This is a genomic window from Geodermatophilus sp. SYSU D00691 (assembly GCF_054050275.1).
In genome coordinates, this window is the sequence record NZ_JBJGYZ010000008.1 from 149213 (window position 1) to 175319 (window position 26107).

The following is a 26107-nucleotide window of genomic DNA, read 5'->3' on the forward strand; positions in this document are numbered from 1 at the left end:
GGTGACGGGAACCCGACCCGCATGGCCGGCTCGGAAGGGGTGGGTCGCCTGAGCAGCGTCTTCCGTGGTCGACGCACGCCGTGCCTCTCTTGGATCCTCGGATCCGCCGTTGTGGCAGCGGGGAGCGCAACCCCGCCGCAGGTCCTGGAGCTCGCCCGTCCCCCGACGGGGTGACTGGCGGCTGTCCGCAGTGCCGGGACGTGCCGATGGCCAACGCGTGATGTCCAGGCGGGATCTGCGGCCGCGGCACGAGCGAGCTGCCGCGCTGGCCAGCGCGGTGTTGTTCGGGGCCAGCGCCGCGCTGTTGGTGGCGTACCTGGCGCTGGACCCGACGGAGGCGTCCGAGGCGGTGGTCGTGCAGGCCTGGGCGCAGGTCGTCGCGCTGGTCGTGTTCGGCGCCGTCAGCTGGCTGGCCCGCGGGCGGCTGACCCGGTGCGGGATGTGGCCGGTCCTGTCAGCCGTCGGCGTGCTGGCCGTCGCGCACTTCATGCTGATGTTCCCGGGGCAGGCCCTGATGGCGCATGCGCTGCTGACGTTCCCGGTCGTGTGGGCCGCCTCGCAGATGCGTGCCCCGGTGGCGGCGGGGGTCACCGGATTCGCCGCCGTCGTCGACGCGCTCACCCTGCTGCTGCTGGAACCGGTGACGCTGGCGCTCATCCACTGGCTCTACGTCGCGCCGGTGCTCGTCGTCGTGGCCGTGGTGCTGGTGCAGGCGATGAACCGGCAGGACCGGCTGATCGCCGCCCTGCGGGAGCAGGCCACGGTCGACCCGCTCACCGGGCTGGTGACCCGGCGCGTGCTGCACGAGGCGCTCGAGCACACCCTGGTCACCGCGCCCCGGGTGGAGGGCAGCGCGCTGCTGCTGGTCGACGTCGACAAGTTCAAGCACGTCAACGACAGCCACGGCCACCCGGTCGGCGACGACGTGCTGGTCCACCTGGCCGCCGTCCTGACCACGCAGGTGCGCGCCGGTGACGCGGTCATCAGCCGCCTCGGCGGCGACGAGCTGGCCGTGCTGCTCCCCGGCTGCTCGGCCGAGGCCGCCGCCGGCCGCGGCGAGCAGCTCGTCGACGCCGTCCGCGCGACGCCGCTGCTGCTCCCGGACGGCACCCTGCTGGCGCTGTCGGTCAGCATCGGCGTCGCCCACACTCCGAGCCACGCCGCGCCCGACGGCCTCTATGCCGCCGCCGACGCCGCGCTGTACCGGGCCAAGCGCGCCGGCCGGAACCGGGCGGCGATCGCCGCAACCCACCGCTGACGCCATGGGTACAGCGTTCTCCGGCAGGTGAGGACTTCTAGGACCCGCCGCGCTCCCGGTTGACGGGCCCTCGTATGCACAGAGCGGGTCTGTCATGCCCCTGGACGGCCACCGATCGCTCCCTCGGGTGGACGCTGTCCGGCCAGCGGCCGTGGGGGTCGCATCTGCCGGCTGCCGTGGGCGGGCCGGGCGGCGGACCAGAGCGGCGGCGACGCCGCTGATGTCACGGGGCCAGGCCCTTCACAGGCGGACTCTGGGAGCCGGCTGGCCCCGCCGGGCGGCCTCGCGCTGCAGCCGCGGCCGCAGCGTCTTGCCCTTGGCCAGGAAGCCCAACGTCCGCCCCAGACGAGAACCGGTCAGACTCCAGTCGGTGAGCGCCCGCTCGATCCGCATCCGCGTCCGCCCGTCGTGGGCAGGCTCCGCGGTGCCGACCAGGACCACGTTCTCCTGCTGACTCATGTCGGGCTCGTGCCGGTGGGCCGTCAGGCACGCCGGACCGCCGCCGAGGCGAACCCCGGTGGGCGGCTCCAGCAAGTAGCCCTCCGGGGTGCGTTCGCTGCTCCGGCAGCGCACGGGCAGCGGCCACCCGTCCGGGTCCACCACAGTGAGCACCGGAACACCCAGTCGCTCGATCCGGTCCGCGAAGGGACGCCAGTCGCCCGGCGGCTCCGAACGTGACGGGAGGGCGGGGCCAGCAGGTGCCGGGTCCGACGGCGGTGCTGCGGTGGCCGCGGGGGCCTTCCAGTGCTCCGGTTCTCGGTCCAAGCGGCCGCCGGGCCAGGTCAGGACCCGCAGCGGCGTGACCTGCACCCAGATGCGCGCCAGGTACCAGTCGAGTCGGCGGAGCAAGAACGCCGGCATCCCCTTGTACGCCTGGGGCAGCTTGGCCCGGCTCTCCCGCAGGTAGCGGTCGGTGTTCGCCTGCAGATCGCCGTCGCGGACCGTGGCCAGGCCCTGCACCAGCACCGTCGGCGCGCCGGACAGTTCCGCTTCGCCGGCCGAGGAGAAGAGCAGGGCCACCCGCGGGTTGCGGCGGGCGCGCTCGGCCTTGGCCGGGTACGTCAGCCCGGTGGAGACGTCGACCGTGGCGCCGTCCTCGCCGGGGTACGGCGTGACCGGCCAGGTCACCGGCCGCCCGTCCCGGGTGAGGGTGGCGTACTCGCACACCAGTGCACGCCGAGCGAGTTCGGTCAGGTGAGCGGGCGGCTCCGCGGCCGACAGCGCGGAGGGCTCAGGCAGGTCGGAAGCGGCGGTCATGGCGGGCTCCTCGACGAGGGACGGCGGGAGCAGTGTGGCGCGGCGACCCGGGCAGCACCACGGGTCTGCCCGTGTCAGGAGCGGGCGCTGCGACGGCGGGCGTCGCCGCTGACCAGGGATCTCCTTGCCCCGGCCGCGGACGACGGCTTCACTTGCTGATCACCAAGGCCGCCGCGGAACAGGAGGCGTCATGGCGGATCGGGCGATGCTCGGGGCGGCGACGCTGTTCACGGCGACGACGGCCTTCACCACGACCGTCTCGATGCGCCACCAGCACCTCCCCGACGAACCGCTCGGCCTCCGGTTCCCCGGCCGCGTCCCGGTCCACCTGGCCCTGGGCCTCGGGTCCGGCGTTGCCGCGCCCTGGCCGATGCCGGTCATCGCCGGGGCCGCGGCGATGCGGGCCGAGCCCGGCCTCAGGTGGCCCGGCCGGACGTGCGCCATCCTCGGCGCCATCGTCCTCGTGGGAACGCTCGTCGAGCCTGCGTCCTGGGGACTGCGACCCCGGTCATCGGCGGCGAGGGCAACGGTCGCCTTGCACCTCCTGTCCGGCGCCGCGTTGTTCCTCGCGGGTACACGAGACGCCAGTCGCACGAGCGTCGAACGGCCACCACCAGCCTGCTGAACGAGGGCAGGGCGGTGTCCCGCGCCGGTCGGCTGCAGGCATCTCTCCCGCGGGCCTGGAGGAGTCCACCGTCGCGGAACGTCGCTCCCCGGTAGTCGGCGCGGGTCGGCATCACCCAGCCGGCGGCCTTGTCGATCCTGCGTGACCCGGAAGACGGCGCCTACCTGACACGCAGCCGGCACGGCCGACGCACCGACCACGAGTTGCGTCCGCACCAGCACCTCCGGCACCCCAGCACCGCGGCCCGGAAGGGTGCTGCGGGCGTGTCGCGACGCCGGCAACTGACCGAACGCTGCGGCTCGCGACGCGGCCGAGGCCTTCGTCGACCGGACCCTCGGTGCCCTCCGCGAGGCTCCCTCGAGCTCCGCGACACCATGCGCCTCTACCACCGGTTCCAGCGCAGTCCCGCCCGCACCGCCCGCGAGCTCCACACGCACCGCTACACCGTGATCTCCCGGGTGGAACGCGCCTCGGTGCTCCTCCCGAACGGCGTCCTCGAGCACCCGCTCGAGCTGGAACTCGCCCTGGAACTGGACTACTGGCTCCGCCGCTCGTGAGCGGCAGGAAGCGGCCGGTAGCGCCGGAGCAGCCAGCCCACCGCCCCGGCGGTGGCGCGCCCCAGGCCGCTGACCGGGGTCTCGAGGACTGCGAGCAGGAGCCCGAGCGCCTCGGCCCGAAGCGGAGCCGGTCGGGCTCCGCGGTCTCGGCGGCGCTCCACCCCCCGCGCCCCGGGGCGCCGGGACCCCGGGTAGTCATGAGTCACGCGGAGGCCCCGTCCCTGCCGGTCACCGGCAACGGCAGACCCGTGCTCGGTGGCGGCTACGCCCCCGTCGGTGGTCGGACGTCCTCGGTGTCGAGGGCGGCGGTGACCCGGCGGTGCGCCTCCCAGATCGCCTCGGGCAGGCCGTCGAACTGGGCCAGGTGCTGCTCCCGGTGGGTCATCTCCTGCCGCCATCGCGGGACGTCGATCGTGAGGAGCCGGTCGAGGTCCTCGGGGCGCACCTCCAGGCCGGTCAGGTCCAGCTCCTCCCTGGTGGGGATGATCCCGACCGGCGTCCGGACACCGGTGACCTCGCCGTTCCTGAGCTGCACCAGCCACAGCAGGGCCCGCAGGTTCTCGCGGTACCCGGGCCAGAGGAAGCGGCCGTCGTCCGGATCCCGCTGGAACCAGTTGACGTGCGCGAAGACCGGTTGGTCGGTGGCCCGGCCGAGGACGTCGAGCCAGTGGGCGGCGTAGGCGCCTTCGGGATAGCTCATGAACGGGCGCATCGACATCGGGTCGTAGCGCAGCTGCCCTTCGACCCCCTCGGCGGCGAACGTCGCCTCGGCACCGAGCGTCAGGCCGTCGTAGACGCCCTCCGCCAGGTCGGGAATGGCCCGGACGAGCGGTTCACGGTCCCGGGTGCGGCCGCCGAAGATGATGGCATCGACCGGGACGCCGCGCGGGGTGTCGAAGTCCGCGGCGATGTTCGGCACGTTCGCGAGCGTGGTGGTGAAGCGGCTGTTCGGGTGCGCCCAGGGAGCATCCCGGTCGCCCGCCGGACGCTCGTCGATCAGCCGACCGGTCCAGTCGCGCCAGCCCGCGGTGTCGACGGGTGGCTCCGGCGTCCGCCCCTCCCACCACACCTCGCCCGTGTGCTCGTTGTGGGCGACGTTGGTGAAGATCGTGCCGGTACCGGGCCCGATCGCGGCCAGTGCCGTCGGGTTGGTCGTCTCGTTGGTGTCCTTGGCGACGCCGAACACCCCGAACTCCGGGTTGATCGCGTAGACCCGCCCGTCGTCGGGGTCGACCCGCAACCAGGCGATGTCGTCGCCGTAGAACTCGACGTGGTAGCGGTCCCCGAGCGCGTCGGGGGCCAGCATCATGGCCAGGTTCGTCTTGCCGGACGCGCTCGGGAAACCGCCGCAGACGTGGTACCTCCGCCCGGTCTCCCTGTCGGTGATCCCCAGCAGCATGAACTGCTCGGCCAGGAACTGCCCCGACTTCCAGCCGTCGTAGGCGGCCTGGCGCAGGCCGTGCGCGATCTTGCCCAGCAACGCGTTGCCGCCGTAGGAGGAGCCGTAGTGCAGGATCGTGCGCTCGTCGGCGACCGTGACGAAGTACCGCTGGTCGTCCGGCGTCCCCTGGCCCAGCGTCTCCAGGTCACCGGTCACGTGGACCCCGCGGACGAAGCTGCCGGGGTCGGCGAGGTGGTTCACGTGCTCCACGCCCACCCGGGCCATGCGGATCATGTGCAGGACCACGGTGCGGCAGTCGGTGAGCTCGACACCGGCCGCGTAGGCCTCGAGCGGGGAGCCGGGCGGCGCCATCAGGTACGGGACGACGTACATGGTCTTGCCGGTCGACGCACCCCGCATCCGCTGCTCGAGAAGGGGCCGCATCTCCCCCGCGGGACGCCAGTTGTTGTAGACACCGGCGTCGGCGGGGTCGTGGGTGGCGACGACGGTGCGCTCCTCGGACCGGGCCGTGTCCTTGGCGTAGCTGCGCGAGTAGTAGCGCCCGTCCCCGGCCGGCAGGATCTCGCCGGCGTCGAGCGCCTCCTGCAGCAACCGGGCGTCGTCGGAGGAGTTGACCACCTCGACCCGTGCCGGGCCGGTCACGCCCGCCCAGTACCGCACGTGGTCCCGGACGTGGCTGTTCGTCACTCCGGCTTCGTCGAGAACGGCGTCAACGGCGGTCACAACTCGTCCCTTCGTGCGGTCGGATGACACGGGGCTGCCCGGATCATCCCGGTCCGGGGCACGGGGAAGCACGCCGGCGGTCCCGTCAGGGACGCGGGGGAGCAGTCGCCGGCGGACGGGCGGCCGACCCGACCGGTCGGCCCGTCACCGGCGGTGTGGCAAGCCGTGGATGTGGCATTGCTGGTCGCGCGGCACAGAGCCTGCGGTGCGCGGGGAAGCTGACCTGCCCCGCAGCTCTGCACCACCGCCGGCCGCGGTCGGAGGGATCGGCGCCGGAGGCGACCGCCCGCAGCCGGTCGAGGTCGCCCGGCTGCGAGGCCGGCGCGCAGGACAAGTCGTCCCGTCCCCGGTGCGGCGGACGATGAGGACCGGGACGAAGAAGTCGACACCGACGGGGTGGTGCAGGGAAGTGCGGACTCACGTTCCGGCGGTCGGATCGCCGGCTTCGTCCAATGCACAGGCGACCGCCTCGTCCAGCGTCATGGCACGTCCGAGCGTCCAGCACTCGGTGAACTGCTCTGCGCCGAGCGCGTCCCGGAGGGCGGTGAGCTGGCTGTCGAGGGGGTGCTGGTCGTGCTGGTGGTCGTTGAGGGCGTGGGCGAGAACGCTGGCACATCCGTGGAGCCGTGCGGCTCGTCGCAGCTGTGACTGCATGGAGGCCATGCGAGCCGTCAGCTCGATCGCGGCGGCGATCGCCGGCCCGTCGTGCACGGTGAGGGCGAGCGGGAGGCTCTCCGCGAGGAGGCGGCGCGCGGCCTGCTGATCACCCTCGTCGAGGGCGAGCGCCGCCAGCTCGTGGAGGGAGGTGGTGATGCCCCAGACGTCGCCGAGCCGCTCCTGGACCGCTCTCGCCTCGACGAGCCGTTCGCGCGCCTGCGTCCGGTCGCCGCCGGCCATGGCGATGCGGCCGAGACCGATGAGCATCCACCCGATGCAGCGGTCGTCCCGCAGGTGGCGGGCTTCCCGCAGGCCGTCCTCGAGGGCGAGCCGGCCCGCGGTCAGGTCGCCGCCTGCGGACAGGACGATCCCGAGGTAGCCCTGGCAGCTGGACCACAGCCAGGCGTCGCCGGATCGCCGGGAGATGGCGAGTGCCTCCTCGAGCAGGGCGGCGCCGTGCTCGTGCCTCCCCCGTGCCCCGGTGGCGGCGCCGAGGATCATCAGCGCGAAGCCGAGCGAGTAGTCGTCCCCGAGCCGGCGGTGCTCAGGGATGCTGGTCGCGAGGAAGCCCTGCAGAGCCTCGAAGTCTCCCTGCATGAAGGCGCAGCGTGCCGCGGAGAGCCGCGCTGCGGCCACCGCCGCGGCGGAGCCGTTGGTAGTGGTGAGCAGGCGCTGCAGCTCCAGGCGGCCCTCGTGCACGTGGCCGCGCACCTGCCAGAACCTCCAGAGCGCCGCCGCCGTTCGCAGACCGACGTCGGGGTCGGCCCGGTCGCTTCCGTGGGACAGCGCCGCGCGCAGGTTGTCGTGCTCGGCGTCGAGGATCTCCAGCCACCGCACCTGGTCCGGACCGCGCAGCGCACGCTCCGCTCGCTCGGCGAGCCGGAGGTAACGACGCGCGTGGCGTTCGGCCAGGTCCTGGGCTCGGTCGCTGTGCGCGAGCAGATCGACCGCGTACTCGCGGATCGTCTCGAGCATGTCGAACCGTGGCTCGTCTCCCACGACGTCGGTCGGTCGCAGCAGGTTCGCCGCCACCAGCTCGTCGACGGCCTCCACCACGTCGAGGTCATCCGCGCCGGCCACCTCCTGCAGCGAGTCGATCGTGAATCCGCCGACGAAGACCCCCATGGCCGTGAACAGCCGCTGCACCCCCGGCTGGAGCAGGTCGTAGCTCCACTGGATGGCCGCCCGCAAGGTCCGGTGGCGCTCGGGTGCGTCCCTCTCGCCGGTCCGCAGCAGGTCGAGCCGCCGTCCCAGGCGGGCGACGATGGCCCGGGGCGAGAGCAGCGGGGTCCGTGCCGCTGCCAGTTCCAGTGCCAGCGGCAGTCCGTCGAGGCGGACGCACAGCTCTGCGACCGAGGCGGCGTTGGCCTGGGTGAGCGCGAATCCCGGCCGGGCGGTGCTGGCCCGCTCGACGAAGAGCGTGACGGCTTCTGATCCTGCGAGTGCCGGCAGCCCTGCACCGGCCACCGGGAGCGCGAGGCACGGGACGGCGAAGACGTGCTCGTCGCGGATCGCCAGCCGCTTCCGGCTCGTGACCAGCATCTTGACGGCCGGCGCAGCCGCGAGGAGGTCCGCGAAGCAGGGAGCCGCGTCGAGCACCTGCTCGACGTTGTCGAGCACGAGCAGCATCCGCCGCTGCCGGAGGCGCTCGGCGACGACGGCCGCCGCGCGGCTGGGGGCTGTCTGTCGGAGGCCCAAGGCCTCGGCGACCGCGGCCATCACCAGTCGAGGATCGCGGGTCGTCGCCAGGTCGACGACCACGAGGTCGTCCCCGAACGCTGCGGCCATCCGCGTGGCCGCCTCGACCGCCAGCCGGGTCTTGCCCGCGCCTCCGGGGCCGGTGAGGGTGAGCATCCGGACATCCGGCTGGCGCAGCATGGCCTGGACGACCGCGAGTTCGTGACGTCGCCCCACGAAAGGCGTCGCACCCCCGGCCGTGAGGCCGACCTGAGGCGGAGGAGGAGCTGGACCGAGCACGTTGTCGGGCTCGGCCGACACGCGCAGGGCGGGGTCCTGGCGGAGGGTGGCGCGCTCGAGGTCTTGCAGTTCGGAGCCGGGCTCGATGCCGAGTTCCTCGACCAGGTCACGCCGTGCGTTCCGGAGCACGGCGAGGGCCTCGGCCTGCCGGCCGGATCGGTAGAGCGCCAGCACCAGCTGCGCACGCAGGTGCTCGCGCAGCGGATGCGCGGCGACGAGCGTCCTGAGTTCGCCGATCAGCTCCGCCGACCGGCCCGCCGCGAGGTCCGCGTCGATCCGCGCTTCCAGGGCGGCCAGGCGGAGCTCCTCCAGCCGAGCGATCTCGGCCTGACCCGAGGGCGTGGCGCCCAGGTCCTCCAGCGGGGGTCCGCGCCACAGGGACAGGGCCCGGCTCAACAAGCGAGCCGCGTCGCGCGGCTCTGCGCCGCGGGCCTCGGCCACCAGCCGGGTGAAGACCTCCAAGTCCAGTCGCCCGGGCTCCACCCGCAGCTCGTAGCAACGTGGACGAGTGACCAGGTTCTCCTCGCCGATCACGCGACGCAGCCTGCACACGTACGTCTGCAGCACCTTGCGCGCACTCGGAGGCGGCCGCTCGCCCCACAGCTGTTCGATCAACCGGTCGACAGGAACCGGCTCACCAGGGCGCAACAGCAGGCTCGCCAGGACCGCACGCTGCTTGGCGGCGGGAACAACGACCACGTTGCCCCTGTCGCGCACCTCGAGCGGGCCCAGGACGCCGAACTCCATCTCCCTGCGGTGCATACCAGCCCACCGGCCCCACGACCAGACCCGCTCGCACCGATCGCGGTCCTCGGCCTGGCCGTGACCGGAGGCCTCGACCGAGGCCCGGATATACCGCCGCTCTACCGCGCGTCGACCGGACCCGGTGAAGCTCACCGCACCTGCAGCAGAGAGGACGAGGGCCATGCCGAGCGTTCGTTCCACCGACGGGACCGAGATCTCCTACCACGTCAGCGGCCAGGGCCCCGCGGACGTGCTCTTCATGCACGGCTGGGCCGGATCCGGCGCGTACTTCGACAGCACCATCGCGCACCTGGATGCCTCCCGTCTCCGAGCCATCAGGTTCGACATGCGAGGGCACGGCGCCTCTGACCGGACCGACGCCGGGTACACCCTCGAGCAGCTGGCCGACGACCTGATCGCCGTGGCGGACGGCGCGGGTTCGGACCGCTTCGTCGTGGTGGGGTTCAGCATGTCCGGCAAGTTCGCGCAGTACGTCTCGTGCGCCCACCCCGCTCGCGTGCTCGGTCAGGTCCTCGTGGCCGGCTGCCCGGCCGGCGTGCTCCCCCTGCCGCCGGAGCTGCTCGCCGACTGGTACGGGCGCGAAGGAGATGCCGGACGGATGGCGGCGATCGTGGCGCAGTACGCCACGCAGCCGGTGTCGGCCGAGCTGCTCGAGCGGTGCGGTCAGGACGCCGCCCGAGTGCCGCGCGCGGCCCTGCAGGGAACCATGGAACTGGTCACGTCGACCACCTTCACGGATCGGCTGGCCGACCTGACGGTCCCGACGATCGTGGTCGGAGGCCGCGACGACCAGATCTTCCCCCCGGACGCACTCGCGGAGGCCGTCGCAGCCCCCCTGCGCGGCGCGCGGCTGGAGATCCTCGACTGCGGGCACGAGATCCCCATCGAGCGGCCGCGGCAACTCGCCGAGCTGATCGACGGATTCACTGCAGAGGTGATGCACGGGGCGACGGAGCGGCAGTCCGCCGGATCCGCCTAGGGTGCGTGTCGGGCATCCCCGTGAACCGCAACGACGCCCGTGGCCGGCCCGCCGATCTGCCCGGACCGACCACCAGGAGCTGGCTCGGGGTAGCCGTGCCGGCGGTCGGCGGTCTGCTCGTCGGCCTGGTCGTCGGTGGTGGCGGCGACATCCTCTCGGGAGGTGGACCCGCGGGCGGGGACTCGGCGGCGCCGGTCGCCGTCGGTCCCGTCGAGGAGGCCCCCACGGAGACCCCGGCGTTCGTGCTGCGGATCTTCAACCCCGGTGAACACGACATCGAGGTGACCCTCGTCGAGGTGGCCGGCTGGGCACCCGACCGCTCCACCACGGCGAGCGTGGGAGCAGGCAGTTGGGGGCTGGTCGAGTTCTCGGCGCCGGTGGACTGCCACAGGGCGGTGCGGGACGTCCGGAGCGTGCACGTGCGGGTGCGCTCGTCGAGCGGGGTCACCGAGCGGGAACTGCCGCTCCCGGTGAGCGCCGGGACGCTCCTGGACTACCACGAGGCGGTGTGCGCCCCGCCGGCCCCGCTCACAGCCGACGAGTTGGCGGGCGTATGGCTCCTCGAGGAGGTGTACGGCTCCTTCAAGAGCGGCGAGAGCGTGCACATGATCCGGTTCGACCCGGATGGGACGTACGTGATGGATCCCCAGGGAGGGCTGTTCACCGGTCGACCCGCTGTGCGGGGAAGCTATCGGGTCGACGGCGCAGTCCTGACCACGACGGCGGAGGGCGGCTGGGCCTGCGGGGCCGGGCCCGGCGAGACGGCGACCTGGCTGGCATCCATACCGGCCGACGGCGAACTGCGCCTGGCGCTCCAGCCCGGGAGCCGGTGCCCGGAGGGGGACGGGGACGTGTGGCTCACCCGTCGCGTGCTCCTCGCTCCAGGGCTGCCGTCGCCGACCCCCGGCTCGGTACCGGCTGCTGACTAGGGCGTCGAGGCCGCCCTGGAGCACAACCGCTCACTGCCGTCAGTCGCCCCCGGACGGGCCCTCCCGCCCGCTGGCCTCGGGCGCACGGCGGTGAGGGCGCCGATGCCCGCTTCTCCCTAGGCTGCGGCCGTGCAGGTCGGGAACTCGAACGCGCGGACGCGGTCCGGCGTCCCCGCCGCTCGCGCCACCCTCGCCCTGCTCCAGGCCCTCGCCCGGTCGCCCGGCCCGGTGCCGGCGGCGGCGCTCGCCCGTGAGCTCGGGCTGCCCCGTTCGACGACCTACCACCTGCTGACCGAGATGGTCGCCGCCGGTTTCGTCGTCCACCTGCCCGAGGAACGCCGGTACGGGCTCGGGGTGAGCGCCTTCGAGATCGGCAGCGCGTACTCCCGCCAGGAGCCGCTGGCCCGCCTCGCGCGGCCGGTGCTGGCGCGGCTGGTCGAGGGGATCGGTGAGTCCGCGCACCTCGCCGTCCTGCACGGCCGCGAGGTCCTCTACGTCGTCGAGCACCGTGCCCCTCACCGGCCGCCGCTGGTCACCGACGTCGGCGTGCGCCTCCCCGCGCACCTGACCGCCAGCGGGCGGGCCATGCTGACCGACCTGCCCCACGCGCAGGTGCGCGCGCTGTTCCCCGATGCCGGCGCCTTCGTCGACCGCCACGGCGTCGGCCCCCGGCGGCTGACCGAGCTGCGCCGGTTGCTGAACGGGGTCCGCCGCGCCGGGTACGCGACCGAGGACGGCGAGGTGACCCCCGGCTTCGCCTCGGTCGCCGCCGCGGTCCACGACCACGCCGGTCGGCCGGTGGCCAGCGCGGCGGTCACCTTCGTCGCCGAGGACGTCGACGCGGAGCGGCGGGACGAGATCGCCTCCCGGGTGCGGCGGGCGGCCGCCGAGCTGACCCGCCGGATCGGCGGGCGGGCGCCCGGCGCCGGCTGAGCGGGGCGCCTCCCGGACGTCTCGTATCCCAGACGCATTCGCGCCGAGAGCTCTGGGGGACGGCCGCCGCGCGGTGTGCGATGAGCGGCATGAGCGCCGTTCGGGAACAGGCGGCCGTCGGGCAGGTGGTCGTCGGCACCGGCCCGGTGGAGCCGGCGGACGTGCTGCGCGTCGCGCGCGGCCGCGCCGGCGTGGCCCTGGCCGACGACGCCGTCGCCGAGATCGGCCGCAGCCGGCAGGTGGTCGAGGCGCTCGCCGTGGACGACCGGCCGCACTACGGCGTCTCCACCGGGTTCGGGGCGCTGGCCACCAGGCACATCCCCGGGCAGCGTCGCGCGCAGCTGCAGCGCAGCCTGATCCGCTCGCACGCCGCCGGCTCCGGACCCGAGGTGGAGCCCGAGGTGGTCCGCGCCATGATGCTGCTGCGCCTCTCCACGCTGGCGACCGGCCGCACCGGCGTCCGGCTGCGCACGGCCCGCGCCTACGCGGGGTTGCTCGACGCCGGCCTGACCCCCGTCGTGCACGAGTACGGCTCCCTGGGCTGCTCCGGCGACCTGGCGCCGCTGTCGGCGGTGGCGCTGGCGGTCATGGGCGAGGGGTTCGTGCGCGACGCCGGCGGCAGGCTGCACCCGGCCGGGGAGGCGCTGCGCTCCGCGGGGATCGAGCCCGTCCAGCTGGCCGAGAAGGAGGGCCTGGCGCTGGTCAACGGCACCGACGGCATGCTCGGCATGCTGGTGCTGGCGATCGAGGACCTCCGCCGGCTGCTCACCACCGCCGACGTCGCCGCGGCGATGAGCGTCGAGGCGCTGCTGGGCACCGACGCCGTCTTCGCCGCCGACCTGCAGCGGCTGCGGCCGCACCCCGGCCAGGCGGCGTCGGCGGCGAACCTGCGCGCGCTGCTGGCCGGCAGCGGGATCATGGCCAGCCACCGGGGCCCCGGGTGCACCCGCGTGCAGGACGCCTACTCGCTGCGCTGCGCGCCCCAGGTGCACGGCGCCGCCCGTGACACCGTGGAGCACGCCGCCGCCGTCGCCGGCCGGGAGCTCGCCGCGGCGATCGACAACCCGGTGGTCACCGTCGACGGCCGGGTGGAGTCCAACGGCAACTTCCACGGCGCGCCGGTCGCCTACGTGCTGGACTTCCTCGCGATCGCCGTCGCCGACCTGGCGGGCATGAGCGAACGGCGCACCGACCGGTTCCTCGACGTCGCCCGCAGCAACGGCCTGCCCCCGTTCCTGGCCGCCGACCCCGGCGTCGACTCCGGGCTGATGATCGCCCAGTACACCGCGGCCGGGATCGTCAGCGAGCTCAAGCGGCTCGCCGTGCCGGCGAGCGTCGACTCCATCCCGTCGTCGGCGATGCAGGAGGACCACGTCTCGATGGGGTGGGCCGCGGCGCGGAAACTCCGCCGGGCGGTGGACGGCCTCACCCGGGTGCTGGCGATCGAGGTGCTCGCCGCCGCGCGGGCGATCGACCTGCGCGCCCCGCTCGCGCCGGCGGCGGCCACCGGCGCCGTGCGCGACGCCGTGCGTGCCGCCGGCGTCGCCGGTCCCGGCCCCGACCGGCACCTGGCCCCCGAGATCGACGCCGTGGTCGACCTGGTGCGCACCGGCGCGGTCGCGGCTGCGGCTCGGGCCGTCCTCGACACCCCGCTGAGCTGAGAGGAACCCCGCCATGGACGGAGCACGACCGGTCCGCGCCCCGCGCGGCACCACCCTGACCGCGCGGAGCTGGCAGACCGAGGCGCCGCTGCGGATGCTGCAGAACAACCTCGACCCGGAGGTGGCCGAGCGCCCGGACGACCTCGTCGTCTACGGCGGCACCGGGCGCGCGGCACGCGACTGGCGGAGCTTCGACGCGATGGTCCGCACCCTGACCACCCTCGGGGACGACGAGACCATGCTCGTGCAGTCCGGACGCCCGGTCGGCGTGCTGCGCACCCACGAGTGGGCGCCGCGGGTGCTCATCGCCAACTCGAACCTGGTGCCCGACTGGGCCACCTGGCCGGAGTTCCGCCGGCTGGAGCACCTCGGCCTGACCATGTACGGGCAGATGACCGCGGGCTCGTGGATCTACATCGGCACGCAGGGGATCCTGCAGGGCACCTACGAGACGTTCGCGGCGGTGGCCGCCAAGCGGTTCGGCGGCACCCTGGCCGGGACGCTCACGCTCACCGGCGGCTGCGGTGGCATGGGCGGGGCCCAGCCGCTGGCGGTCACGCTCAACGGCGGCGTCTGCCTGGTGGTCGACGTCGACGAGGCCCGGCTGCGCCGCCGGGTGGCCACCCGTTACCTCGACGAGGTCGCCGACGACCTGGACGACGCCGTCGCCCGCTGCCTCGCGGCGAGGGAGGAACGGCGCGCGCTGTCGGTCGGTCTCGTGGGCAACGCCGCCATGGTCTTCCCGGAGCTGCTGCGCCGCGGGGTGGAGATCGACGTCGTCACCGACCAGACCTCGGCGCACGACCCGCTGTCCTACCTCCCCGAGGGCGTCGACGTCGCCGACTGGCACGACCACGCCCGGGCGAAGCCGGAGGAGTTCACCACCCGGGCGCGGGCGTCGATGGCGCGGCACGTCGAGGCGATGGTCGGCTTCCTCGACGCCGGCGCCGAGGTGTTCGACTACGGCAACTCGATCCGCGACGAGGCCCGCCAGGGCGGCTTCGAGCGCGCGTTCGCCTTCCCCGGCTTCGTCCCGGCCTACATCCGGCCGCTGTTTTGCGAGGGCAAGGGCCCGTTCCGGTGGGCCGCGCTCTCCGGTGACCCGGCCGACATCGCCGCGACCGACCGCGCGGTCCTGGACCTCTTCCCGGACGACGACCACCTGCACCGGTGGATCCGGGCGGCGCAGGAGCGGGTCGCCTACCAGGGGCTGCCGGCGCGCATCTGCTGGCTCGGCCAGGGGGAGCGCGATCGCGCCGGCCTGCGGTTCAACGAGCTCGTCGCTTCCGGCGAGATCAGCGCGCCCGTCGTGATCGGCCGCGACCACCTCGACACCGGTTCGGTGGCCTCGCCGTACCGCGAGACCGAGGCGATGGCCGACGGGTCCGACGCCATCGCCGACTGGCCGCTGCTCAACGCGCTGGTCAACACCTCGTCCGGCGCGACGTGGGTGTCGATCCACCACGGCGGCGGGGTCGGCATCGGCCGGTCGCTGCACGCCGGGCAGGTGTGCGTCGCCGACGGCACGCCCCTGGCCGCCGAGAAGCTGGCCCGGGTGCTCGCCAACGACCCGGCCACGGGCGTGCTCCGGCACGCCGACGCCGGCTACGAGCGGGCCGAGCAGGTGGCGGGGGAGCAGGGGATCCGCGTCCCGATGCGCGAGCCGTGAGCTCCTTCGAGGGCATGTGGGCCGACCTCGGCGCGGTCGGCCGGGCGCCGTCGGGCGGCTACCGCCGCTTCGCCTGGACGCCGGAGGACGCCTCGCTGCGCGAGTGGTTCGGCGGCGAGGCGGCCCGCCGCGGGCTGGAGGTCGTGCCCGACCGGGCCGGCAACCTGTGGGCCTGGGACGGCGACCCCGACACCGACGGCCCCGGCCTGGTGCTCGGCAGCCACCTCGACTCCGTTCCCGATGGCGGCGCCTTCGACGGGCCGCTCGGCATCGTGTCGGCGTTCGCGGCCCTCGACCGGCTGCGCGCCGAGGGGTTCCCCGCCGGCCGGCCGGTCGCCGTGGCGTGCTTCGCCGACGAGGAGGGCGCCCGGTTCGGCGTGGCCTGCACCGGCTCGAAGCTGCTCACCGGCGACCTCGGCCCCGACCGCGCGCGAGCCCTGACCGACGCCGACGGCACCACCCTGGCCGAGGCGCTCGCGGCCGCCGGGCACGACCCGCGGCACCTCGGCCGGGACGACGAGGCGCTGCGCCGGATCGGCACCTACGTCGAGCTGCACGTCGAGCAGGGCCGCGGCCTGGCCGACGGGGACGCCGCGATCGGCGTGGCCACCGGCATCCTGCCCCACGGCCGGTGGCGGCTGGACCTGCGCGGCCGCGCCGACCACGCCGGGACGACGCGGCTGGCCGACCGCGACGACCCGATGCTCACGCTGGCCGCGGTGGTGCGGACCGCGCGCGAATCGGCCGCGGCGGAGGACGTCGTCGCGACCGTCGGCAAGGTGGTCGTGCGGCCGAACGCGGTCAACGCGATCCCCTCCGCGGTCACCGCCTGGCTCGACGCCCGCGGCCTGCCGGTGGCGGCTGTGCGGCGGGTGGTGGCCCGGGTCGGCGCCGCGGCCGGCGTCGAGCCGGTCGAGGAGTCGTGGACGCCGCCGGTGGAGTTCGGTGCCGCGCTGCGCGACCGGGTGGCCGCCGCGGCCGGCGGCGACGCCGGGCCGGCGCCGCTGCTGGGCACCGGCGCCGGGCACGACGCCGGCGTCCTGGCCGCGGTGGGCGTCCCGAGCGCGATGCTGTTCGTGCGCAACCCGACCGGCATCTCGCACTCGCCGGCCGAGCACGCGGAGACCCCCGACTGCCTCGCCGGCGTCGAGGCGCTGGCCCGCGTCGTCCGCGAGCTGGCATGAGCACGTTCTGGTGCGAGCACGCGTGGCTCCCCGGCGGGATCGTCGCGGGCGTCCGGGTCACCGTGGACGACGGGGGTGCGATCGCCGCCGTCGAGGTCGGGCGACCGGGCGCGGGGGACACCAGGCTCCGCGGCGTCGTCCTGCCGGGGCTGGCCGACGCGCACTCCCACGCCTTCCACCGCGCCCTGCGTGGGCGGACGCACGACCGCGGCGGCACCTTCTGGACGTGGCGGGAGCGGATGTACGCCGTCGCCGCGCGCCTCGACCCCGACTCCTACCTCGCGCTGGCCCGCGCCACCTACGCCGAGCTGGCCCTGGGCGGGGTCACCACCGTGGGCGAGTTCCACTACCTGCACCACGCTCCCGGCGGACGCCGCTACGCCGATCCCAACGCGATGTCCGAGGCGCTGGCGCAGGCGGCCGCCGAGGCCGGCGTCCGGCTGACCGTGCTCGACGCCTGCTACCTCGCCGGGGGCCTCGGCACCGACGGGCACACGCCGCTCGACCCGGTGCAGCTGCGGTTCTCCGACGGCTCGGCGGGCGCCTGGGCCGAGCGGGTCGCCGCGCTGCCGGAGCGGCCCGGCCTGCGGGTCGGCGCGGCCGTGCACTCGGTGCGCGCCGTGCCCCCCGCAGCCCTGCCCGTGGTCGCCGCCGCCCCCGGGCCGCTGCACGTGCACCTGTCGGAGCAGCCCACGGAGAACGAGGCGTGCCTCGCCGTCCACGGCCGCACCCCGACGGCCCTGCTCGCCGAGGCCGGCGTGCTGGGGCCCCGGACGACGGCGGTGCACGCCGTGCACCTGACCGACGGCGACCGGGCGCTCCTGGCGGCGTCGGGCACCGCGGTCTGCGCCTGCCCGTGCACCGAGGCCGATCTCGCCGACGGCACCGGCCCCTTCCGGGAGCTGGCCGACGCCGGCGTGCCGCTGGTCCTCGGCACCGACCAGCACGTCGTCGCCGACCTCCTCGCCGAGGCGCAGGCGCTCGAGGCCGCCGCCCGACTGGCCTCCGGGCAGCGCGGCCGGTTCCGCCCCGACGAACTGGTCGCCGCCCTCACGGAGACCGGGCACGCGGCGCTCGGCTGGCCCGACGGCGGCCGGCTCGCCCCCGGCTGCCGGGCCGACCTGGTCGCGATCGCCCTCGACACGCCCCGCACCGCCGGCACCGACCCGGCGCAGATCGCCCTGGTCGCCGGGGCGGGTGACGTCACCACGGTCGTCGTCGAGGGGCGGGTCGTGGTGGACCAGGGAGAGCACGTGCTCGGCGACGTCGGCGCCCTGGTGCGCGAGGCGGTGGATCCGCTGTGGGGGTGAGCACCGTCGTCACCGGGATCGGCGAGCTGGTCACGAACGACCCGGCGCTGGGGGAGGGGCCGCTCGGGCTGGTGCGCGACGCCGCCCTCGTGGTCGACGGGGGCCGCATCGCGTGGGTCGGCCCGCGGCGCTCCGCCCCCGCCGCCGACCGGGGGCTGGACGTCGACGGCCGCGCCGTGCTGCCCGGCTTCGTCGACAGCCACGCCCACCTCGTCTTCGCCGGCGACCGGGCGGCGGAGTTCGAGGCCCGCATGGCCGGGATGCCGTACGACGGCGGCGGCATCGCCACGACCGTGGCGGCCACCCGGGCGGCCTCCGACGACCGGCTGCGCGACCGCCTGACCTCGCTGGTGGCCGAGATGCGCGCGCAGGGCACCACCACGGTGGAGGTGAAGAGCGGCTACGGGCTCACCGTCGGCGACGAGGCCCGCGCGCTGCGCCTGGCCCGGGAGGTCACACCCGAGACGACCTTCCTCGGCGCGCACGTCGTCCCGCCGGAGTTCGCGGGCCGCCGGGACGACTACGTCGAGCTGGTCACCGGTCCCATGCTCGCCGCGTGCGCGCCGCACGCCCGGTGGATCGACGTCTTCTGCGAGCCGGCGTCGGCGCACGCCTTCGACGCCGACAGCGCCCGGGCGGTGCTCGAGGCCGGCCGCGCGGCCGGGCTGGGCCTGCGGGTGCACGCCAACCAGCTCGCCGCGGGCCCCGGCGTGCGGCTGGCCGTCGAGCTGGGCGCGGCCAGCGCCGACCACTGCACGCACCTCACCGACGACGACGTCGACGCCCTGGCCGGCGGCGCGACGGTGGCCACGCTGCTCCCCGGCGTCGAGTTCTCCACCCGGTCGGCCTTCCCGGACGCCCGCCGGCTGCTCGACGCAGGCGCCACGGTCGCGCTCGCCACCGACTGCAACCCGGGAAGCTGCTTCACCTCGTCCATGCCGTTCTGCATCGCCCTCGCCGTCCGCGAGACGGGCATGACGCCGGCCGAGGCGGTGCACGCGGCGACCGCCGGGGGAGCGGCCGCCCTGCGGCGCGCCGACGTCGGCCGGATCACGACCGGGGCGCGGGCGGACCTCGTGCTGCTGGACGCGCCGTCGCACCGCCACCTGGCCTACCGGCCGGGCGTGCCTCTCGCGCGGTGCCTGGACGTTCCCGACGAGCACGGCTGAGGCGCTGCGCGCGGGCCGCACTGTGCGGAAAATCACCTCAGGCCCTTGCTCCCACCCCGCAGCTCTGGTTCCCTCATGCGAAGCGAGTCTCGGATGACGCAACACGATAGGGGACTGTCATGGAGCCATCGCGTCGAGAGCAAGCCTCGCCCCCCGGCCCGCCACAGGGTCGCCCGGACGACCCCGGCGCGGCCCGCGGAGCACAGCTGCAGAGCCCCGCCGTGGACGCGCCCGAGGACGACATCCACCCCGCGATCGCCGAGCCGCCGCCCTGCATGGCCGACCGCCACTGGGCGGTGGACAAGGTGCTCTTCGCCGTCGCGGCGGTCATGGCGCTCGGCTTCGTGGCCTGGGGGTTCGCCTCTCCCACCGGCCTGGGTTCGGCGAGCACGACGGTGCTCGGCTGGATCACCAGCAACCTCGGCTGGCTGTTCGTGCTGCTGGCCTCCGCGTTCGTCGTGTACGTGATCTGGCTGGCGGCCAGCAAGTACGGGCGGATCCCGCTGGGGCGCGACGACGAGCGGCCGGAGTTCCGCACCGTCTCGTGGATCGCGATGATGTTCAGCGCCGGCATGGGCATCGGGCTCATGTTCTTCGGCGTCGCCGAACCGCTCTCGCACTACGTCTCCCCACCGCCGCTCACCACCGACGCGGAGACGCCCGAGGCGATCCAGACGGCGATGGCGACCACGCTGTTCCACTGGACGCTGCACCCGTGGGCCCTCTACGCCGTCGTCGGGCTGGCCATCGCCTACGGCACCTTCCGGCGAGGCCGGCGCCAGCTGATCAGCTCGGCCTTCATCCCCCTGCTCGGGGAGCGGCGGGCGACCGGCCCGGCCGGCCGGATCATCGACGTCCTGGCCATCTTCGCCACGCTCTTCGGGTCGGCGGCCTCGCTGGGGCTGGGCGCTCTCCAGATCGGCAGCGGGCTCGAGATCCTCGGCTGGGCCGGCGACGTGGGCAACGCCGTGCTGGTCGGGATCATCGCGGTGCTGACCGCCGCGTTCGTCGCCTCGGCGGTCTCCGGCATCGCCAAGGGCATCCAGTGGCTGTCCAACATCAACATGGTCCTGGCGCTGCTGCTCGCGCTGTTCGTCTTCGTCCTCGGCCCGACGGTCTTCATCCTCAACCTGGTGCCCGACGCGGTCGGCAGCTACTTCTCCGACCTCGGCGCGATGGCCGCGCGCACGGAGGCGACCGGCGGTGACGCGATGGCCACCTGGCTCAGCGGGTGGACGGTCTTCTACTGGGCCTGGTGGATCAGCTGGACGCCGTTCGTCGGGCTGTTCATCGCGCGCATCAGCCGTGGTCGGACCATCCGGCAGTTCGTCACCGGCGTGCTTCTGGTGCCCAGCATGGTCAGCCTCCTGTGGTTCGCGGTCTTCGGCGGTGCCGGCATCGACGCGCAGCGCGGTGGCGCCGACATCGCCGGGCAGGGCACCACCGAGGGGCAGCTGTTCGCCGTCCTGGACCAGTTCCCGCTGGCCACCGCGGCGACGGTGCTCGTGATGGTGCTCGTGGCGATCTTCTTCGTGTCCGGGGCGGACGCTGCCTCGATCGTCATGGGCTCGCTCTCGCAGCGCGGCACGCTGGAGCCGAGCCGCTCGGTCGTCGTCTTCTGGGGCGTGGTGATGGGCTCGGTCGCGGCGATCATGCTGCTGCTGGGCGAGGACGGGGCGGCCCTGACCGGGCTGCAGAACCTGACGATCATCGCCGCACTGCCGTTCGCGCTGGTCATGGCGGCGATGGCGGTGAGCCTCGTCAAGGACCTCCGCCGCGATCCCATGGTGCTGCGGGGGAACTACGCCACCTCGGCGATCGAGAAGGCGGTCGTCGACGGCATCAGCCGGCACGGCGACGACTTCGTCCTCGTCGTGGAGCGGACCGCGAGCCGACCCTCGCAGGAGGCCGGAGCGGGACGGGCGGCGCCGCCGAGCACCGAGCGGGACGGCGGGCTGTCGGTGACCCCGAGCGGCAACTTCGTGGCGCCGGCCGCGGAGCCGCCCGTCCCGACGCAGGGCCGACCCGAGGCGGAGCCCATCGGCCGCCCGAGGGACCCGCGCGAGTAGGCGACCGCTCCACCACGGCAGGCCTCCGGGCAGGGACCGACCCCGGTCCCTGCCCGGAGGTTCTGCGCGTCGTCGACGGGTGGGGCGTCCCCAGCCCGAACGAGGAACCGCCCCGGACCACGGGGTCCGGGGCGGTCGCTGGTGCTGCGGTCCGATCGGACCGCGACCGTCAGGACGACGTCGCGACGGCGGAGCGGAGCTGCCGGCGCCAGCGCGTGAACAGGCGCGGCTGGTTCATCCCGAGGACGGCGACGGGGACGCCGTCCCGCTCGTAGACCACGAGGAAGCACCGCTCGGCGCAGGCGCCCTCCACCACCCGCGCGACGTCGCCCTCGCGCCGCGAGCCGGCGAACTGGATGCGGGCGCCGTACTGGTCGGACCAGAAGTAGGGGACCGCCGCCGGGGCCTGCTCCCCGGCACCGAGCAGGGTGGCCACCGCGGTGGCCGGCTGCTCGAGCGCGTTGGTCCAGTGCTCGGTGCGCACGTGCCGCTGGGCGGGGTCCGACCACGTCGCGGCGCAGTCGCCGACGGCCACCACTCCGGGGACGCCGGTGGCGCCGCGCGCGTCGGTGAGGACGCCGTTGCCGCAGGCCACGCCGGAGCCGTCCAGCCACTCGGTGTTCGGCACGGCGCCGATGCCCACGACCACCACGTCGGCCGGCAGCCGGGTGCCGTCGGTCAGCTCCACGGCCTCGACCCGGTCGCCGCCGAGGAGTCCGGCGACCCCCGTGCCGGTGAGCAGTCGGGTGCCGTGGTCGGCGTGCAGCTCGGCGCAGACCGCGCCCATCTCGGTGCCGATCGGGCCGGCGAGGGGGACGGGCTGGGCCTCGACGACGGTGACCTCCAGCCCGAGCGTGCGGGCGGTGGAGGCGACCTCGGCGCCGATGAAACCGGCGCCGATCACGACGAGGCGCTCGGCGGTGGCCAGGTCCTCCCGGAGGGCGACCGCGTCGTCCAAGGAGCGCAGCACGTGCACCCCGGCGAGGCCGCGCTCGCCGGGCAGGCGACGCGCGCGGGCGCCGGTGGCGAGGACGACCCCGTCGGCCCGGACCTCGCTGCCGTCGCGCAGCAGCACCGAGCGGCTGCGGCGGTCCAGGCCGACCGCCGTGGCGCCCAGCCGCCACTCGAGGTCGAGGTCCTCGTCGTCGGGCGCGCCCAGGGCGATGTCGTCGAGCGAGGCCGTGCCGGCCAGGAACCCCTTCGACAGCGGCGGGCGGTCGTAGGGGGCGTGCAGCTCGTCGCCGATGACCACGATCCGGCCGTCGTAGGACTGTTCACGGAGCGCGCGGGCGGCGGAGAGGCCGGCCAGCGACGCGCCCACCACGGCGACCGTCGGGCTCATGCGGCACCGTCCGCCGGGATCCCCGCTTGGACGTAGATGTGGCCGTCCCGGACCACGACCCGGTGGGTGCGCACCGCCTTCTTGGCCGGGGGGCCGGAGACCTTGCCGGTGCGCAGGTCGAAGCAGGAGGCGTGCAACGGGCACTCCACGGAGCAGCCGTCCAGCCAGCCGTCGGCCAGCGAGGCGTCCTGGTGGGTGCAGGTGTCGTCGATGGCGTAGAGGTCGCCGTCGGCGTTGAAGACCGCGATGGGCTCCTCGGCCTCGACTCGGATCGCCTCGCCGGGCGGCAGCGCGGTCGTGGGGCAGACCGGGATCATGAACGCTCCAGGCTGTCTTTGTTGCGTATGCTGCAACGCTTTGCCGATAGCGCAACAGTCTGGCCTGGAGAGCTCCCCACCGTCAAGAGGAGGAGCGGTGCTGCGTGGCCTGCGACCTACGCTGAGCGCATGAGTGAGCCGCAGGATGTGAACGGGGAGCGGAACTCGGTCGCCGTCGTCCAGTCCGTCGACCGTGCGCTGAGCATCCTGGAGATCCTCGCGGCCCAGGGGGAGGCGGGCGTCACCGAGGTGGCCGCCGAGCTCGGCGTGCACAAGTCGACGGCCTTCCGGCTGGTCGCGGCACTGGAGAGCCGGGGCTTCGTCGAGCAGCTGGCCGACCGGGGCAAGTACCGGCTGGGGTTCGGCATCGTGCGCCTCGCCGGCGCGGCCGCCGTGCAGCTGGACGTCGCCCGGGAGGGGCGCCAGATCTGCGCGGCACTGGCCGCCGATCTGGAGGACACGGTCAACATCGCCATCCTCGACAACGACCGGGCGGTGAACGTCAGCCAGACCCGCGGGCCGGCGGCTCTCAGCACGCACAACTGGGTGGGGCAGAGCACGCCCCTGCACGCGACCTCGAGCGGCAAGGTGCTGCTGGCCCACGCCCCCGACGCCGTCCGCAAGGGCATCCTGTCCCGCGAGCTGCCGCGCTTCACCCCCGCCACGATCACCGATCCCGAACTGCTGCAGCGGCACCTCGACGAGATCGTCGAGCAGGGGTGGGGGTCGACGGTCGAGGAGTACGAGGTCGGGCTCACCGCCGTCGCGGCTCCCGTCCGCGGCGTGGACGGCGACGTGATCGCCGCGCTGAGCGTCTCCGGTCCCTCCTTCCGCCTGGACCGGGCGGACTTCCCGCGGCTGGCCCGGCGGGTGGTCTCGGCCGCCGACGAGCTCAGCAGGCGGCTCGGCTTCTTCGGCTAGGCGCCGCCCGGTCGGGCGGGGTCGGTCGCACGGGACCCGGCTCGCAGTTGTTGCGAGTAGCGCAATCTGGTGGGTAATGTGCAACACATCGGTCGTCATCGAGGTCATAGGCGGACGGCGACCGAGGTCGACGCCGTGCTGCGTCGCCCCGATCTCCCGGCGTGTCCCATGTCGCCCCCGGAACACCGAGGTGCCGTATGACCACCACCGACCTGCCCGCGAGCCTCATCTCCACCCTGCCGGGGCAGTACTACACCGACCCCGCGATCTTCGCGCTCGAGCAGTCCCACGTGTTCGAGGACATGTGGTTCTGCGCCGTGCGCTCGAGCGACCTCCCGACCCCCGGTTCCTTCAAGAAGGTCCAGGTCGGCCGGGAGAGCGTCCTCGTCGTCCGTGGCCGCGACGGGCAGCTGCGGTCGTTCCTCAACATCTGCCGGCACCGCGGTGCCCAGATCTGCACGTTGGACTCCGGCGAGGTCAAGCGGGCCTTCCAATGCCCGTACCACGCCTGGACCTACGACCTCTCCGGCAAGCTCGTCGCCGCCCCGAACCTGACGAAGATGCCCGACATCGACCGGGTCGCGTACGGCCTGGTGCCGGTGGCGCTGCACGAGTGGCTGGGCTACGCCTGGGTGTGCCTGGCCGAGGATCCGCCCTCGTTCGAGGACGCGGTCGTGGCCGACGTCGTCGAGCGCCTCGGCGACGTCGGGTCGATCGAGCGCTACCAGCTCGACTCGCTGTCGGTGGGGCGCCGCATCACCTACGACGTGCAGGCGAACTGGAAGCTCATCATCGAGAACTTCATGGAGTGCTACCACTGCGCGACGATCCACCCGGAGCTGACCGAGGTGCTCCCCGAGTTCGCCGAGGGCTACGCGGCGCAGTTCTTCGTGGGGCACGGTGCGGAGTTCGGGGACGACATCCAGGGCTTCACCGTCGACGGCCGCGAGGGTTTCGACCGGCTGCCGGGCGTCGACGAGGGGCACGACCGGCGCTACTACGCCATCACGGTGAAGCCGACCGTGTTCGTCAACCTGGTGCCCGACCACGTCATCTTCCACCGCATGTTCCCCCTCGCGGCCGACCGGACGATCGTCGAGTGCGACTGGCTGTACTCGCACGAGGTGGTCGGGTCGGGCAAGGACGTGACGCGGTCGGTGGAGCTGTTCCACCGGGTGAACGAGCAGGACTTCGCCGCCTGCGAGCGGACCCAGCCGGCCATGTCGTCCCGCGCCTACGCCAACGGGGGCGTGCTCGTGCCCTCCGAGCACCACATCGGCGCCTTCCACGAGTGGCTGACGGAGCGCCTGTCGGTCTGAGCGGGTGCGGCTACCGGGCGGCCAGGCGCGCCAGCCACTCCTGGCGCCACGCCTCGGTCCGCGCCACCTCGTTGAACGTGAACAGGTGGAAGCCCGCCAGGCGGGTGTCCGCCCGGCCGACCGCCGACGCGAGCCGCTCGACGAGCCGGTCCGGCCGGTACCCGTGGGGGAGGAAGAAGCGCCAGAGCATGCTGTGCTGTTTCGCCAGCAACCGGGCCGACGGGCCGAGCCCCAGGCCGGCGGAGATGCGCACCAGCTTCTGCCGCGTCACGGCACCGGGCAGCCCGACCCGGATCGGCAGGTCCACGCCCCGCTGCCGGACCTGCCGCGCCCACGCCGTCGTGGTGCGGGGGTGGAAGCACAGCTGGGTGATGACCTGCGTCGCGTGCGGGGCCTTCCGCTCGAGGGCGCGTTCGATCAGCTCCGCGTCGATGTGCCCGTGCCCTTCGGGGTAGCCGCCGATCCCCACGTGCCGGAACGGTTGGCCGCCGGCCTCGAGCGCCTCGAGGAGGGAGAGCGCGTCGGGGAACGGCCCCGCGGGCATCGCGGCGTCACCGCCGATGACGAACACGCCCTCCACTCCGGCCGCCCGCAGCCGGGCCACGACGTCGGCCAGGTGGGCCTCGTCGCGAACGAGGCGGGCGGCCAGGTGGGGCGTGGCCGAGAACCCGTGCCCTGACAACCGCTCGGCCAGCTCGACCGTCGGCATCAGCCCCTTGGCCTCGGTCACCGTGATCGTCACCGGCACGTCGCGCGGGACGTGCTCGACCACCGCCGGCTCGGTGTTCCGCAGCGGCAGCACCTCGTAGCTCACCCCGCGCAGCGCCGTCTCCACGGCTGCACCTGGGCCGCCGCTGACGACGGCCTTCTCGATGCGCGCGGCCATCGTCAGAACACCACGACCGAGCGCAGGACCTCGCCGGAGTGCATCTTCTCGAACGCGGCCTCGACGTCCTCGAGCGCGATGGTCTCGGTGACGAAGTCGTCGAGCGGGAAGCGGCCCTGCAGGTACAGGTCGACCAGCATCGGGAAGTCCCGCGAGGGCAGGCAGTCGCCGTACCAGCTCGACTTGATCGCCCCACCC

The 26107-nt window shown here is 74.3% G+C and carries 20 protein-coding genes and 1 pseudogene; 14 read left to right on the forward strand and 7 right to left on the reverse strand.

What is annotated here, in order from left to right; all coding sequences use genetic code 11:
- Positions 1-220: 220 nt before the first annotated feature.
- Positions 221-1258 carry a GGDEF domain-containing protein gene (locus ACI797_RS08480; RefSeq protein ID WP_456858181.1) on the forward strand — a complete coding sequence of 346 codons (1038 nt, stop codon included), beginning with the start codon at positions 221-223 and terminating at the stop codon, positions 1256-1258.
- A gap of 240 nt (positions 1259-1498) precedes the next feature.
- On the opposite strand, the gene ACI797_RS08485 is transcribed toward ACI797_RS08480, so the two are convergent.
- The gene (locus tag ACI797_RS08485) at positions 1499-2515 is read right to left on the reverse strand and encodes a hypothetical protein (RefSeq protein WP_456858182.1); all 1017 of its coding nucleotides are present in this window, start codon (positions 2513-2515) and stop codon (positions 1499-1501) included.
- Positions 2516-2705: 190 nt separating this feature from the next.
- Between ACI797_RS08485 and ACI797_RS08490 the strand changes: the two genes are divergently transcribed.
- Positions 2706-3140 carry a hypothetical protein gene (locus ACI797_RS08490; protein WP_456858183.1) on the forward strand — a complete coding sequence of 145 codons (435 nt, stop codon included), beginning with the start codon at positions 2706-2708 and terminating at the stop codon, positions 3138-3140.
- Between the two features lie 374 nt (positions 3141-3514).
- Positions 3515-3697, forward strand: coding sequence for a helix-turn-helix domain-containing protein (locus ACI797_RS08495; RefSeq protein WP_456858184.1), 183 nt, complete (start codon positions 3515-3517; stop codon positions 3695-3697).
- Between the two features lie 262 nt (positions 3698-3959).
- Here the strand turns inward: ACI797_RS08495 and ACI797_RS08500 are convergent, their stop codons facing one another.
- Together ACI797_RS08500 and ACI797_RS08505 are read right to left on the reverse strand one after the other, a co-directional pair.
- The gene (locus ACI797_RS08500) at positions 3960-5852 is read right to left on the reverse strand and encodes a phosphoenolpyruvate carboxykinase (GTP) (protein WP_456858185.1); all 1893 of its coding nucleotides are present in this window, start codon (positions 5850-5852) and stop codon (positions 3960-3962) included.
- Between the two features lie 387 nt (positions 5853-6239).
- Positions 6240-9203, reverse strand: a complete 2964-nt coding sequence (locus ACI797_RS08505; RefSeq protein WP_456858186.1) for a BTAD domain-containing putative transcriptional regulator — start codon at positions 9201-9203, stop codon at positions 6240-6242.
- A 139-nt stretch (positions 9204-9342) separates the two neighbouring features.
- Here ACI797_RS08505 and ACI797_RS08510 point away from each other — a divergent pair, with 139 nt between their 5' ends.
- The 9 genes from ACI797_RS08510 to ACI797_RS08550 all read left to right on the forward strand — a co-directional run bounded on the left by ACI797_RS08510 (position 9343) and on the right by ACI797_RS08550 (position 21124).
- Positions 9343-10200 (forward strand): alpha/beta fold hydrolase, encoded by an 858-nt coding sequence (locus ACI797_RS08510; protein ID WP_456858187.1) that lies wholly within the window; start codon positions 9343-9345, stop codon positions 10198-10200.
- Between the two features lie 5 nt (positions 10201-10205).
- Positions 10206-11129 (forward strand): hypothetical protein, encoded by a 924-nt coding sequence (locus ACI797_RS08515; RefSeq protein ID WP_456858188.1) that lies wholly within the window; start codon positions 10206-10208, stop codon positions 11127-11129.
- 129 nt (positions 11130-11258) lie between these two features.
- On the forward strand, positions 11259-12062 hold the full coding sequence (locus ACI797_RS08520; RefSeq protein WP_456858189.1) for an IclR family transcriptional regulator: 804 nt from the start codon (positions 11259-11261) through the stop codon (positions 12060-12062).
- 89 nt (positions 12063-12151) lie between these two features.
- The gene (gene hutH / locus ACI797_RS08525) at positions 12152-13723 is read left to right on the forward strand and encodes a histidine ammonia-lyase (RefSeq protein WP_456858190.1); all 1572 of its coding nucleotides are present in this window, start codon (positions 12152-12154) and stop codon (positions 13721-13723) included.
- 13 nt (positions 13724-13736) lie between these two features.
- Positions 13737-15392 carry a urocanate hydratase gene (gene hutU, locus ACI797_RS08530; RefSeq protein WP_456858191.1) on the forward strand — a complete coding sequence of 552 codons (1656 nt, stop codon included), beginning with the start codon at positions 13737-13739 and terminating at the stop codon, positions 15390-15392.
- A complete protein-coding gene (locus ACI797_RS08535) occupies positions 15389-16576 on the forward strand; it encodes an allantoate amidohydrolase (RefSeq protein WP_456858192.1) in 1188 nt (395 codons plus the stop codon). The genes hutU and ACI797_RS08535 overlap by 4 nt, the downstream gene beginning before the upstream one ends.
- The gene (locus ACI797_RS08540; RefSeq protein WP_456858193.1) at positions 16573-17886 is read left to right on the forward strand and encodes a formimidoylglutamate deiminase; all 1314 of its coding nucleotides are present in this window, start codon (positions 16573-16575) and stop codon (positions 17884-17886) included. The genes ACI797_RS08535 and ACI797_RS08540 overlap by 4 nt, the downstream gene beginning before the upstream one ends.
- Positions 17883-19055: an imidazolonepropionase gene (gene hutI, locus ACI797_RS08545; protein ID WP_456858194.1), complete on the forward strand. Its 1173-nt coding sequence runs from the start codon at positions 17883-17885 to the stop codon at positions 19053-19055. Before ACI797_RS08540 ends, hutI begins: the two co-directional genes overlap by 4 nt.
- A gap of 221 nt (positions 19056-19276) precedes the next feature.
- A complete protein-coding gene (locus ACI797_RS08550; protein WP_456858195.1) occupies positions 19277-21124 on the forward strand; it encodes a BCCT family transporter in 1848 nt (615 codons plus the stop codon).
- 169 nt (positions 21125-21293) lie between these two features.
- Here the strand turns inward: ACI797_RS08550 and ACI797_RS08555 are convergent, their stop codons facing one another.
- Entirely contained in the window at positions 21294-22466 is a 1173-nt protein-coding gene (locus ACI797_RS08555; protein WP_456858196.1) for an NAD(P)/FAD-dependent oxidoreductase, read from the reverse strand.
- The gene (locus ACI797_RS08560; RefSeq protein ID WP_456858197.1) at positions 22463-22783 is read right to left on the reverse strand and encodes a bifunctional 3-phenylpropionate/cinnamic acid dioxygenase ferredoxin subunit; all 321 of its coding nucleotides are present in this window, start codon (positions 22781-22783) and stop codon (positions 22463-22465) included. Before ACI797_RS08560 ends, ACI797_RS08555 begins: the two co-directional genes overlap by 4 nt.
- Before the next feature lie 129 nt (positions 22784-22912).
- Between ACI797_RS08560 and ACI797_RS08565 the strand changes: the two genes are divergently transcribed.
- Together ACI797_RS08565 and ACI797_RS08570 are read left to right on the forward strand one after the other, a co-directional pair.
- Entirely contained in the window at positions 22913-23704 is a 792-nt protein-coding gene (locus ACI797_RS08565; protein WP_456858198.1) for an IclR family transcriptional regulator, read from the forward strand.
- Positions 23705-23901: 197 nt separating this feature from the next.
- Positions 23902-25023: an aromatic ring-hydroxylating oxygenase subunit alpha gene (locus ACI797_RS08570; protein ID WP_456858199.1), complete on the forward strand. Its 1122-nt coding sequence runs from the start codon at positions 23902-23904 to the stop codon at positions 25021-25023.
- 10 nt (positions 25024-25033) lie between these two features.
- On the opposite strand, the gene ACI797_RS08575 is transcribed toward ACI797_RS08570, so the two are convergent.
- Positions 25034-25909, reverse strand: coding sequence for a methylenetetrahydrofolate reductase (locus tag ACI797_RS08575; RefSeq protein ID WP_456858200.1), 876 nt, complete (start codon positions 25907-25909; stop codon positions 25034-25036).
- Positions 25910-25911: 2 nt separating this feature from the next.
- Positions 25912-26107: pseudogene (locus ACI797_RS08580) on the reverse strand (S-(hydroxymethyl)mycothiol dehydrogenase); the annotation flags it as partial.